Genomic DNA, 13,044 nt, shown 5'->3' on the forward strand with positions numbered 1-13,044 from the left:
GTTCATGTCGAGCGCCCGTCACCCGGTAGCCGACCCGAGCTGGCGCACCGCCTCGGCTCTGCTCGAACAGCACCGGCGGGAGACACCCGACAAGCCCGCGATCGTCGACGTCGATCGCGAGACCAGCATGACGTTCGAACAGCTCGCGCAAGCAGTCGACACGATTGCGCGCCAACTGCTGCGACACGGTCTGACGAAGGGCGAGCGCGTCGTGCTCGCCGACTGCGATGCGCCGGACAAGCTGCTGCTGTGGCTCGGCGCGTGGCGTATCGGCGCCATCGTGTGTCCGCTCGACATACCCTTCGTGGGCAGCGAAACGGTGCGCAAACTGCTCGGCACGGTCCAGCCGAAGCTGATCGTGCTGTCTGCCGAGGCATCGGTCAGGGCCGCGCTGCACGCGCACGCGCCCGTGGTGCGATTTGCTTCGTGGACCGCGCCGGCGCATCGCGTGACCGCCAACGCGGCCGCCGATCTGATCAGCGTCGATGCGGACACACGCGATGCTTTGCGCGACACGCCGCCGCTACCGGACGCCGCGACGATCTCCGACATCGGCGATATCGCGTCGATGTGCTGCACGTCTGGCACGACCGGCATTCCGAAGATCATCGTCTACGATCACGCGTGCTACTGGCTCAACGGGCTCGACAGCATCGACCTGCTCGGTCTCACGCGCGAGGACCGCATGCTCGAATACCGTTCGTTCGACTGGTACTCGGCGCAGATACTGAGCTTCATCCCGTTCCTGCAGCTTGGCTCGACCCTGTGCGTCGCGCGACGGTTCTCGCGCAGCCGCTTTAGCGACTGGATTCAAGCCCAGCGCGTCACCGTGTGCGCCGGCGTGCCGACCGTGCTGAACATGCTGATCGAGGCGCCGCTCGATGTGCCCGCCGACACGTTCGCCTCGTTGCGCGCGATGACCTGCAGCACGGCGCCGCTATCTCCCGTTCAATGGCGACGCTTCGAAAAGCTGTACGGCATCCGCATCCTGAATCTGTATGGATCGTCGGAAGCCGGCTGGATGTGCGGCAACCGTCTGCAGCGGCGCAGGATCGGCACAGTGGGCTATCCAGCCGCGCATGTCGTCTTCGACATCGTCGATTCCGAAGGCGTGCCGTGCGGCCCCGATGCGGAAGGCCAGGTGGTCGTCGACGGAGCGAAGCTCGCGCTGGGCGTGTTGCAACGCGCCGGCACGCTGCTGCCCATTCGGGGCAAGCCGCTGTTCACACGCGACATTGCCGCGCGCGACACGGACGGTTTCGTACGCATGGCAGCGCGCATGGACGACCTTGTCATTCGCGGCGGTGTGAAGATCGCGCCGCAGGAAATTGAAGACGTGCTGCGCGCGCATCCGCAGGTGCAGGACGTCGCGGCGCTCGGCGTGCCGGACCCGTTGTACGGGCAGGAAACCGTGTGCTTCGTCGTCGCGCAGCCAGGCACGGCCCCTGATAGACAGGCGTTGCGCGCGCATTGCCGCACGCATCTGCCGCGCGAGAAAATGCCGAAGGAAGTCTATGTGGTCGCAGCGCTGCCGCGTAGCGCGCGCGGCAAGGTGCTGCGCGATGCGCTGCGTCAGCAGTGGTGGCAGATCGTCAACTCGCGACCCGATCTGTCCGAGCCTGAGTGCGAGTAGTCGCGGGTAAGCGCGGGTAGGCGGCGCAACTTGCCGATGCTGTCCATCGTCTGCTCCGGTAAAAGCCGCGATTCCCGCGATACCAGGTGCGCTCGGGCTCGCGCGCCCGGGCATTGCATATTTACACGTCCCGGTGAGCCACCATCTGCAACTCGACCAGAAAACCGTGATGCAGCTCAGGCACCGGCACGACCGCGCGCGCGGGTTTGTGATCGCCGAAATGGTCCGCATAGATCAGGTTGAATTCCGGCCAGTTCTTTACATCGACGATATAGGCCGTGCACTGCACCACGTCGCTCAATGCACAGCCTGCTGCCTTCAGCACGTTTTCGCAGTGCGCGAGCGTGGCGCGCACCTGGCGCTCGAAGTTGTCGGGACCGTCGGTGGCGACACCCGGCCCGGGCAGCATGCCCGACACGAACGTAAAGCCGCCGGCGTGCACGGCCTGCGAATAGTGACCGCCCGGAGCCGGTGCGTTGCCGGTGAAAATGAAGTTCATCGATCGTGACCTGTCAAAACGTTTAGGCGGCTACAGCCGCGGCGGACTTGCGCATTTGCGCGGCGAGCTTCACCGCTTCGATAATCTCGGGATACGCGCCGCAACGGCACAGATTGCCCGCGAGGAAATGTTTGATCTCCGCTTCGGTCGGGTCCGGATTGCGATCGAGCAACTGGCGGCTCATCAGAATGAAGCCGGACGTGCAAAAACCGCACTGAAACGCGCCGCATTCGATAAACGCCTGCTGCACGACGTCGAGCTCGCCGTTCGCGTCGAGACCTTCGACCGTGCTGACCTCGCCGCCGTCGGCCATCGCCGCCAGAAACAGACAGCCCGACACGCTCTGGCCGTTGACGATCACCGTGCAGCAGCCGCACAGTCCCTGTCCGCAGCTTTCGCGCGCACCGTAAAGCGAAAAGTTCTGACGCAACACTTCGAGAATCGTTTGATGCGGCTCGATCTGCGCGCTCACGCGTTCGCCATTGAGCGTGAAATGAATCGTGATGGAGGTGGCACTCATAAGTTATTCCTCGGATAGCGGTTCGTTGCGCGCGGCGCACAGCGCGCGGTAGACGCTCTCGGGCGTCAACGGCAAAGACTTCAGCCGAACGCCGACGGCATCCTCGATCGCTTCGGCAATCGCGGACGCCACGCCGAACGTGGCGCTCTCACCGACGCCCTTTGCACCGAACGGGCCGTTGGTCTGCACGGACTCGACGGTTTCGCGGCCGATCTTCGACGGAATGTCGTGGATGCCGGGAATCTTGTACTCGGCGAACGACGCGTTGCGCAGCTGCCCGACTTCGTCGAACTCCAGGCGCTCGAACAGCGAGATGCCGAGCTGCATGATGGCCGCGCCCGAAATCTGCGTGTCGACGACCTTCGGATTGATCGGCGTGCCGCAATCGACGACGTTCTCGAACCGCAGCACGCGAAACTGGCCCGTCTCCGTATCGACCTCGACTTCGACGCCGCAGCCGCCCACCATCCAGTTCGGCGTGATGTTTTCCGACTGGCCCGTCTCATAGGCGGGCGACTGGTAGCTCGGAATAAAGCTGCCGATACCGACGATATTGCCGGCCTGCATGCCGTACTTGCGGCGCAGCAGTTCGCCGGCGCGAATCGCGGGCACGGCCGGCACGCCCAGTTCCTCCGCGAGTTCGGCGAGCTTGCGCTTCGCATCCTCGGCGGCCAGACGCACCGCGTGGCCCATATGGAACGTCGAGCGCGAGCCGAGCGTCGCCATGTCGTAGGGCGTGACGTCCGTATCGGGACGCATGACCTTGATGCGTTCGGCGGGAATGCCCAGCACGTCGCCGGCCATCAGCGCGATCGCGGTTTCTGAGGCCTGACCCATATCGACCGTGCTCGAATACACGGTGCAACTGCCGTCGCCCGCGAGATTCACCATCGCGACCGACGTGGTGGGCGCGACCAGCGCCTTGAAGCCGATACCGATGCCACGCCCGCGCCGCAGCGTGCCTGTGCCGCGCTCGAAAGGCGCGCCCCAGTTCATGCGCTGCGCGACGCGTTCGAGCACGAGGTCGATCGCGGCGTCGCGCATCGGCGTGCCGGTCGGGTGCGGACGGCCCTCGCGCAAAATGTTGCGGCGGCGAAATTCGAGCGGATCGATGCCGAGTGCGCGCGGAATCATGTCCGCATGGCTTTCGTACGCCCAGACCATCTGCGGAATGCCGAAGCCGCGAAACGCGCCCGCGGGCGGCAGATTCGTGTACACCTGATACGAATCGATCGATACGTTCTCGATGTCGTACGGACCCGACGCGGTAAAGCCGGACTTCTGCGTGACGCGCGGGCCGATATCCGCATACGCGCCGCCGTTCCACCACACCTCGCACTTGCGCGCGGTGATGCGGCCAGCCTCGTTGATGGCGGTTTTCATCCGGAACGTCGTCGCGTGCTTGGTGATCGTGAAGAACTGCTCTTCCATCGTCAGCGACACCTTGACCGGACGCCGCGACAGCAGCGAGAGCGCGACGACGAGCGCTTCGAGCTTGATGTACAGCTTCGCGCCGAAGCCGCCGCCGAGCAGCGCCGATTTGACACGCACGCGGTTTTCTTCCCAGCCGAGCAGACGCGCGATTTCGATCCGCACGAACGACGGACTTTGCGACGCCGTGTGCACGGTCAGCGTTCCCATGCCGAGGTCGGGCTCCGCCAGCGACACCATCGGTTCGAGCGGCGTATGCATGACCTGCTGCGTCGTGAAGGTATCCTCGAATACCTGCGCGGCGCTCGCGAAGGCCGCGTCGACGTCGCCGCGGCGCAACTGGAAATCGAGTGCCACGTTGGTGCCCTTGCGCCCGGCCAGATGCTTGAGATCGGGAAACGTGCCGGCGGGCCGCAGAACTTCATGCACGAGCACGTCCGACTTCGCGGCCTCGACCTCGTTGAACACGGCCGGCATTTCCTCGTACTCGGCCATGATCAGATGCGTTGCCTCTTCGGCGACGTGCGGATCGGAAGCAAGCACGACGGCTACCGGCTCGCCGATATAGCGGACCTTTTCCAGCGCGAGAATCGGTTGATCGTGAAACGCGGGGCCGTAGTACGGCTCGGGAATCACCTTCTTGACGTCCTCCCCCGTGTAGACGGCGAATACGCCTTCCAGCTCGCGCGCGGCGCTCGTGTCGATGCTCACGATCTTGCCGTGCGCGACGGTGCTGCGAAAAATCTTGCCGTACAGCATGCGCGGCAGCACCAGATTGTGTATGTACTCCGCGCGCCCCGTCACTTTCGAGCGCGCTTCGAGCCGGTTCAACGCGCGGCCCACCTGCTTCGGTGCAGGCTGTTCTTCCAGCTTCGTTTCGATTTTCATTATGCGTGCCCCTCGAATGGCGTCGTGCCGCCGTTCACCGTGGCAAGTGCCGTGCGTACTGCGCGGCCCAGATAGACCCTCAGCAGCTGTTTTTTGTAGCTCGCCGAGCCGTGTGAATCGCCGACGATGTCGAGCTGCGCCGCGCCCGCTTCGCCCGCGTCGCGCAACACCGCCGTATCGTCGGGCAACGCGCCGCGCAGCAGCGCCTCAGCTTGTGTGAGCCGCGTCGGACGATCGGTTGCGGCGCCCACGATCACGCTCGCATTGCCGATTCGCGGCCCGTTCATGTCGAGCACGACGGCGACGCCGAGCGCGGGCCAATCGTGCGCCGCGCGCGTCGTCACCTTCATGTAGGCGGACGGACGTCCCGCCTGCGGCGGCACGATCACTTCGGAAATCAGTTCGTCGCGCGCCAGCACGGTTTCGTAGTAACCCGTGCACAACGCCTCGACCAGCACGTTGCGCTCGCCGGCTGGGCCCGAAATCGTCACACTGGCGCCGAGCGAACTCAGCACGGGCGGCATGTCCATGTGCGGATCGGCGTGGGCGAGATTGCCGCCGATCGTCGCGACGTTGCGCACGCGCACGTTCGACAGTGTGCGCAAGGTGCGCGACAGCAGCGGCCAGCCTTCCTTGACGAGCGACGAATGCTCGAGCGTCGCGAGCCGGGTCAGCCCGCCGATACGCAATTCGCCGTTCTCGCCGACGTGCAGCTGCGCGTAGCGCGGCTCGATATCGCCGAGGCTCACTAGGCGCGTCGGGCGCAGCACGCCCGCCTTCATCATCAACATCACCGCCGTGCCGCCGCCCACCGGGCGGATGTCCGGATCTTCCGGATCCAGCAAAGCGATCGCTTCACTGAGCGAGCGAGGCCTCGCGAGCTCAAACGGAATCATCTAGGGGCACTCCTTGTTTATTGCGCGCAGCCGGCGCGGTCGAGCAACGTATGCAGTTCGCGCGCGACGATGTCCGGCGTTTCGAGCGGTGTCAAATGTCGCGCTGCAGGAATCTCGGTGAAGGTCGAACCGGCGATACCCGCATGCAGCGCGCGCGCCATCGCGGGCGTCGCCGCATAGTCCTCTTCACCGACGATCACGCACGCCGGCACCTTGACGTCGCCCATCAGCGAGCGGCCGTCGAACGAGCCGAGCATGCGGCCCGTCGCGGCGAACGCGGCGATATCGTTGCGCAGGAACGTGTCGACGCACTGCTGCACGACGTCCGGGCGCGCGGCGCGGAACGCATCGCTAAACCAGCGGGTCGTCTGAAATTCGACGAGCGGCGGCAGGCCGCCCGCTTCCGCCCGGGTGGCGCGCGCGTCCCAATCCTGCGGCGCGGTTTCGCCATACCACGCGGTCGTGTCGATGAGGCCCACGGCGATCGCGTCGGCATAGGTCGCCGCGAATTCCAGCGCGACGCAGCCGCCCATCGACGCCCCGGCGATCAGCGCATGGCGAAAGTCCAGCGCGTGCATCACGTCGTACACGTCGCGCGCAAATAGAGGCACCGTGTAGGGGCCGGCCGGCTTGTCCGAGGCGCCGTGGCCGCGCGCATCGATCGCGAGCACCGAAGCGCGCGGCATCAGCCGCTCGACGACGGGCGTCCAGAAGTGGCGATCCATCGCGAGCGAATGCACGAGGACGACGCGCACCGTGTTTTCTTTTCCGCCGTAGAGGTTGTAGCCGATACGCGTGCCGTCCCGCACGGTGACGTGGGACGAAACGAGATCGGGACTGATCGGTTGATTCATTGCGTGCTCCGCAGCTGTCGGATCGGTTCGAGTTCGGGTCTTTCGAGCCCGCAGCCGGATATTGCTGGCAAGCCGCCAGCGCGGCAAACGACGATCTTTCATGCAGTGCATGAAAAGTATTCATTGCCTGCGCGCGGCGTCCGATGAATTTCTGTCAGATGCGGAATGAACAGTCAGCGTTTGGCCGCCGCCTGGCTCGCCTTCAATCTTGCAACCCGAGCCTGCCGGTCCATGTCCACGCGATCCGCGTCCCCGTGCTTTCTCATCGCGGCATGGAGTTGCAGCGTATCCGGCTTGAATCGAAAGTCGAAGATCCGAATCAGTCAGACACTGGCAAGCCGATTGGAATGCTCGATGCACTCCAATCGGCTTTGTTTTCGAGCAGCGGCTAGAACCAGTGATTGATACCCGCCGAAACGCCCGTCTGCTTTGAATGTCCTGACGGATTGAGCGTCGCATTCGTCACGTACACACCGGTAAAGTGCGTGTAGTCGACGTCCGCATAAAGCTGCGTGCGCTTGGACAACAGATAGACGACGCCGAGAATCGCCACATCCTTTCTTCCATCGAGGCCGTTCGTCTTGTTCTTGTTGTCGTAGTACGCGGCCGTCACGTTGAAGAACGGCGTGACCTGATAGCGCGCGCCGCCCCACAGGTACTGGTTGCGCGTCTGGCTGTGCAGGGTGGAGGGCACGTCCTGCAGAACCAGCGAATAGCCGCCCATCAGATCGACGGGGCCCACGGTCACCGCGCCGCCCGCCGTATATTGATCGCTGCCGAAGTACTGGCTCGAGGTAGCCGTCAGCGGATTGGACCGATGCGTGTAGGCGGCGCCGAGCTTGAACGTCTCGGTGCGATAGTTCAAGCCGCCTGCCAGCGTTGAGCCGTTCGCGACGCTGCCCGGCACGCCACCAAGCGCATACGTGCCGCGCACCACCCACGGCCCGAAGATGCCGCGATAGTTGATGGCATTGCTGTCGCGCCCCGTGTCGCCGCCCGAGATCGCCGTCGATTCGGTAATGCTCAGGTACTGGAAGTCGAACGGCTCGAAATCCTTGACCACGTAGTGCTGCAACGTGAACTGCCGGCCCATGTCGATCTGACCGAATGGTCCGCCGATGCCGACCACGGACGTGCGCTGGAAGATCTGGTTGTTCGTATTGTTGAGCGCGCCTGTCGACAATACGTAGCCCGCTTCGAGATTGAAGCGCACGTAGTATCCACCACCCAGGTCTTCCTTGCCTAGAAAGCCCCAGCGGTTCGAGTTGTAGACGCCGTTCGACGCCATCGTCAGCGCTGCGCCGCCGGCCTTCGTGCCGTTGACAAGATTGCGCAATCCGCCGTCGAGAGAACCGTACAACGTGACGTTACTCTGCGCGTAAGCGGGGCTCGCGGCGAGACCTGCCAGCGTCAATGCCGCGAGCGAGCGAGCCACCGTGCTCAGGCGCGGAGTCGAAGCCGCGCCTCCTTTTTCGTCCATATCTCCTCCATCCATGTCTTTCTATTCATATGACGGGACGTACCGCACGGGAAGCTTTCCGCGCCGTCCACCCTCGATGTTGATAAGCGTCCAGCCTGAACCGCCGTGCGACTTCTGCCGGTTTCCAGGCGGCAATCCGTCGGCACTCACGCGAGACACTCTCTTACTGTTGCGCTGAGGCGGCCATGCGGCCGCTGCCAACGCGTGCTCAACTGTCCTCTGAACTTTTCTTCCGCTGCGCGAAGAACCAGTCCGAGGCCTTGTTGATCCATTCAGGGCCGACGCTTTCAAGCGTCTGTTTCTCGCCCGGTTCGAAGCACTCGCTTTTCACTCGAGTCGCGCCATCGCTTTGTTAGCCCGAGTCGCCCCTCGATATCTGTCTCGAACCAAGGGAAACCTTCCATGGTTATCCGGTTAAACGAGGGGTATGCATCGCAAGCCTGCCTGCCATGCGGATTCGCCTGTCGGATTGCAGGGGGAGCGGAACTGTGCGTGCAGACTGAGGCAAACCGTCCGCTGTCGCAAACGGTGATTTCTCATGTTCGCCATGAACGGATTTCATCCATGCGGCATGTCGAAGTGTGCTCGGCACGCGCATCAGCGGTGCCGCGGATCAATGACAGGCGAAGGACATGGCCCACCCACGCCGATTTGTTTAGCAGAGCAGTTCGATCCACGGCGTTCGCTTCAACGCAATAGCCGCAGGTCCGCGATCTGTCAGAAGAAGTGATGCAAGCCGATCCGGAACGCCGTCTGATTCGGACTGTCCGACGGCGCCAGCAACGGCATCGCTGCATTGCCGGCGCCATTGGCGTGCTGGTAAGTGACCTGCGCATATACGACCGTCTGCTTCGACAGCGCGTAAAGATCCCCTATTCCAAGCTCCGCGTAACGCGTGCCAGCGAGCCACGAAAGATAACCACCCAGTGCGACGGTATTCGCCGCGCTCACGTGATAGTCCGTACCGAGTTCCGTCGTGCGCATTTTCGTCGATTGCGTCTGCGTTGAGAGGTTCACTTGCGTGAGCACACCGTGCACGTCGAGATGCGAGGTCGCCTTGTAGAGTGCCGACAGGCCGAAGATATCCTGCGTGCGCGCAATAAAGCTTTGACCGCCCGTCAGCGATTGACCGAGAAACGGATTCACGCCGAGCCCCGACACGAGTGCAATCGTGTGATTGCGCCAACTGCTATAAACGAGCGACGCGCGCAACGGTCCGTGCGAATACACGATATCGGCGCTGACTACACGACCCGGCTGCGTGCTCGCATCGGCGAAACCGTATAGTCCGCTCGCGGTGAAGCCATTGAACATCGGGGTCGTGTACTTGACCGAGTTGTTGATCGAGTCGCCGGTAATGCCGAGATTGTCGAGATTCGCGGGATGGAACAGATAGAACGAGTACTGCACGCTGCCGTTCGAGTTGATGCGCAGCGCGTCGGCGGCAAGATCGAGCTGGCGGCCGAGCGTCAGCGCGCCAAAGCGTTTGTCCGACAGGCCGACCCACGCGAAATGGCTGAACATTTCACCGGCAATCGTCCCCTGCCCGCTGTTCGATTTGAAGCCGTTCTGCAGCGCGAACAGTGCGCTCAGTCCATCGCCGAGATCTTCGGTGCCGCGCAGGCCGTAGAAATCGGGCACGGCAACAGGACCTAGCGTGGCCGTACCATGTCCCATGTTATTGGTGTTGTACGTGATGCCTTCATCGATGCTGCCGTACAGCGTGACACTGCTTTGCGCGTATGCGCCCGTTGTCAGCATGCTGGCCGCAAGCATCGCCAGAGTCAGTTTTTTCATTGCGAACGTTCGTCTCCGTTTTGTTGTTTTATCTGTCAGTTGCTATTCCCGCTTTGCTTCCGCAGTCCGCGTGATCCCGTGTTATTCATGGGATCACGAGACTCACGCGAGCGTCGTGTTATACGTCCTCCGGCAGAGGCTTGCCGTTGGTTTCCGGCAAAAACGGCGTGAACACCACACCGATGAGATAAATAAAGCCGACCGTCACGGCCGCATGGCCGTAGCCGCCGAAGCGCGTAATCAACGTGCCCGCGACGAGCGGTCCCGACCATGCCAATAGCCGCGGAATGTTGAAACAGAAGGCGATCGCGGTGCCGCGCATCCGCGTCGGGTAGAGCTCCGGCAACCACGTCGGCATCCAGGTGTACTGGCCTAGACTGAAGAAGCCCGTGACGGCGGAGACCACGAGCAGCATGGCGACGTCATGGGTCCACAGGAAAAGTACCGGCGTCATGAGCAGCGCCATGCCGAAGAACATGAACGTCACGACTTTTCGGCCATAGGCGTCGGCGAGAAAACCCAGTCCGATATAGCCCGCAATCGCGCCAACGTTATAGGTCATGCCGGCGAAGCTGGCCCAGCGCGCGGGCGCGAGTCCCGCATGCGCGGCGACCGCGCCGATGTACGGCGGCACCCAAGTCGAGATGCCCCACCAGCCGAGCGTTGTGGTCAACGACATAAACACCGCGATCAACGTGCGGCGCCGCAATGTCGGCACCGAAAACAGATCGACCAGCGTGAAGCGGCTCAGCGCTTCTTCACGCTCGGACACCGCGCCGCCCTGACGCTTTTGCGCGCGAATCGTGCGCCGGTCGTGATTGACGCGTTCCCATTGTTCCGACTCCGGAATACCCGAGCGCATCCACAGCGTGACGAGACCAGGCAGCACGCCGAGCACGTACATGTAACGCCATGCGTGTGCTCCGGTCTGGCTCATGAAAAGCCATACCAGCGATGCAACGAAGAAGCCCATACCGAGCCCGCACTGCATGAGGCCCGCGCCCTTGCCGCGATGACGGTCCGGCCACAGTTCCGCGGTCATGGCCGTGCCCGTAGCCCACTCGGAGCCCATCGCGAGGCCGACGATAAAACGCAGCACCGCAAACGACTCCCAGTTCCACGCGAACGCGCTCAAGCCCGTCGTCAACGAATAGGCGAGGATCGCGACCATCATCATGCGCTTGCGGCCGATGTAATCCGTCAGGACACCGCCCACCAGCCCGCCGACGCCCCAGCCGAGCAGCGTCAACGCGATCACGAGGCCAGCGTAGAACGGAATCTGCGCGTGCAGCGCCGGATCGAGCAGCTGGCGCAGCGCGATGCCGACCGTCAGGATCAGCGTGTAGGTTTCGTAGCCGTCGAACAGCCAGCCGAGATTGGAGGCGAACAGCGCATTCCACTGGTGACGATTGAGCGAGCGATACCAGACCTGCGACGTCGCGCCGCCCGGCGTCAGGTGCCCTGCGGGCGAAGTGGTGCCCGGCCGGGGTTGACCGGAACGGCCTGCGGGATGTTGCATCGATTGTCTCCTTGTTTGTTTTAGTGCCGGGTGCGGCGTGCCGCACGCGCGATGACTGCAGACTCCGCGACCCGTCCGCCCGAATCGCCATCTACGTGCCGCATTCATGCCTTGTATGCGAGCCTTGAATGCAGCGATATCACTGTCGTGCGGCGAGCGGCTTGTCGAGTTCGGCGATCAGGACGGAGCGCGCTTCGCGCGGCGTCAGATCACGCACGCTCACAATGACGGTCAACGCTGAACCGTCGATGCCCGCATGCAGCGCGCGCGACATCTCTGGCCGAGCCGCATGGTCTTCTTCACCGACGATCGCGACCGCTATCACGAGCGCCGGTTGCTCTGGGCTGGCCGCGACGGCCGCTGGAAATCGCGGTCTCCATCGCGAGCGAATGCACGAGCCACGCGCCGGTCGTTCTCCGCTTAGCCATGCACGCTGTACGCGATGGGTGCACCGTCACGCGAATATGTCCGGCGTCGACAAGGCAGAACTTCCATAAAAAACCTCTCGCGTTGCAACGCGTCAGTGATCGCCTCACGAAGGGGCTCGTACGGCGCTGAGTGCACACTGAGGCAGAACGCTCCCTGTCGCAAACGGTGATTTCTCATGGTCGCCATGAACGAATTTCATCCGATACAGGCGCAGTCGCGTGCACGTCGCAGGCTTGGCGACGATGAAAAAGTTTCATGCGACGCATGAACGGATTTCGTTTGAAGCGTCTGCCCGTGTGATGCGACGTTGTCGCCGATGAAAAGATCCGGTTCGGACCATGCATCCAGTTCCGCGATTTCCTCGGCTGACAAGACTCATGTCGATTGCCGCGACGGCAACGTCGACGTGAGCGAACTTCGTCGCGCCGACGATCGACGCGGTGACGCCCTTGTGCGGCACCCACGCATAGGCGAGCGTCGCTTGACTGACGCGCTTGCGCGCCGCGAACGCGCTGCTGCTGCGTCAGCACACGCGCATCGCTGTCACGGCCGTCGTAGTTCCGCCCGAGGTCGTCGGTCCGCGCGCGCAGGCTCGTCTGTTGCGCCGCTGCATCCTTGGCATGACCGCCGGAAGGAGAGCCGCGCGCAAGCGGACTCCGACCGGCTCGAAGTCGGGTCGTGACAGCGCGTGCCCTTCAGCATCGCCCGGCACCTTGCGAGTTCGAGCTAACGTGAAGCACCCTATCCTCGCCGTATCGCCCCAAAACGGTTCATTGGGCTACTTCAGCAAAAAGGTTGAGCCCGGCGACGTGCTCGAGTTGCGGATTCTCGACGTACGGCCGAGGCCGAGCTGCAATGCGTGTTATCGTGGCCCGTTGTTCCGGTTCGAACGTTGCCGCCTTATGGGGCTTCCACTATCGCGATCTGATCGAGGAGAACCTGGGCGCGCACGCGAACATCCGCAAGGCTTTGTTCATGGGCTGATTTTGTGACGCATTCGCTATGCCGCTGCCGCAAACCGTACGCGCACGACGCTTTTCTTTGTTCCTGGAGTTATAGAAGATGGATTTATCAACGAAGTTCTGGATGGTGGAGGGC

At 63.2% G+C, this 13,044-nt stretch carries 10 protein-coding genes and 1 pseudogene; 2 read left to right on the forward strand and 9 right to left on the reverse strand.

From position 1 onward, the window contains the following. Positions 1–4 precede the first annotated feature (4 nt). Positions 5–1,633 (forward strand): class I adenylate-forming enzyme family protein, encoded by a 1,629-nt coding sequence (locus VGH68_RS03060; protein ID WP_331602028.1) that lies wholly within the window; start codon positions 5–7, stop codon positions 1,631–1,633. Positions 1,634–1,754: 121 nt separating this feature from the next. Here the strand turns inward: VGH68_RS03060 and VGH68_RS03065 are convergent, their stop codons facing one another. The 9 genes from VGH68_RS03065 to VGH68_RS03105 form a co-directional block, all read right to left on the reverse strand. Then, positions 1,755–2,132: a RidA family protein gene (locus tag VGH68_RS03065; protein WP_331602029.1), complete on the reverse strand. Its 378-nt coding sequence runs from the start codon at positions 2,130–2,132 to the stop codon at positions 1,755–1,757. Between the two features lie 22 nt (positions 2,133–2,154). Further along, a complete protein-coding gene (locus tag VGH68_RS03070; RefSeq protein ID WP_331602030.1) occupies positions 2,155–2,652 on the reverse strand; it encodes a (2Fe-2S)-binding protein in 498 nt (165 codons plus the stop codon). Positions 2,653–2,655: 3 nt separating this feature from the next. Next, positions 2,656–4,971, reverse strand: coding sequence for a xanthine dehydrogenase family protein molybdopterin-binding subunit (locus VGH68_RS03075; protein WP_331602031.1), 2,316 nt, complete (start codon positions 4,969–4,971; stop codon positions 2,656–2,658). After that, complete coding sequence (locus VGH68_RS03080; protein WP_331602032.1) at positions 4,971–5,867, reverse strand: xanthine dehydrogenase family protein subunit M; 897 nt, start codon at positions 5,865–5,867, stop codon at positions 4,971–4,973. Before VGH68_RS03080 ends, VGH68_RS03075 begins: the two co-directional genes overlap by 1 nt. A 17-nt stretch (positions 5,868–5,884) precedes the next feature. Further along, the gene (locus VGH68_RS03085) at positions 5,885–6,721 is read right to left on the reverse strand and encodes an alpha/beta hydrolase (protein ID WP_331602033.1); all 837 of its coding nucleotides are present in this window, start codon (positions 6,719–6,721) and stop codon (positions 5,885–5,887) included. 388 nt (positions 6,722–7,109) lie between these two features. Next, positions 7,110–8,201 (reverse strand): porin, encoded by a 1,092-nt coding sequence (locus tag VGH68_RS03090; protein ID WP_331602034.1) that lies wholly within the window; start codon positions 8,199–8,201, stop codon positions 7,110–7,112. A gap of 717 nt (positions 8,202–8,918) precedes the next feature. Next, on the reverse strand, positions 8,919–9,998 hold the full coding sequence (locus VGH68_RS03095) for a porin (RefSeq protein ID WP_331602035.1): 1,080 nt from the start codon (positions 9,996–9,998) through the stop codon (positions 8,919–8,921). Between the two features lie 118 nt (positions 9,999–10,116). After that, the gene (locus VGH68_RS03100) at positions 10,117–11,517 is read right to left on the reverse strand and encodes an MFS transporter (RefSeq protein WP_331602036.1); all 1,401 of its coding nucleotides are present in this window, start codon (positions 11,515–11,517) and stop codon (positions 10,117–10,119) included. 139 nt (positions 11,518–11,656) lie between these two features. Then, positions 11,657–11,842, reverse strand: coding sequence for a hypothetical protein (locus tag VGH68_RS03105; RefSeq protein ID WP_331602037.1), 186 nt, complete (start codon positions 11,840–11,842; stop codon positions 11,657–11,659). 898 nt (positions 11,843–12,740) lie between these two features. On the opposite strand from VGH68_RS03105, the pseudogene VGH68_RS30040 reads away from it, so the two are divergent. Next, positions 12,741–12,882 (forward strand): annotated as a pseudogene (locus VGH68_RS30040) (acetamidase); the annotation flags it as partial. Positions 12,883–13,044 lie beyond the last annotated feature (162 nt).

This window comes from Paraburkholderia sp. (assembly GCF_036488505.1).
GTDB lineage: Bacteria > Pseudomonadota > Gammaproteobacteria > Burkholderiales > Burkholderiaceae > Paraburkholderia.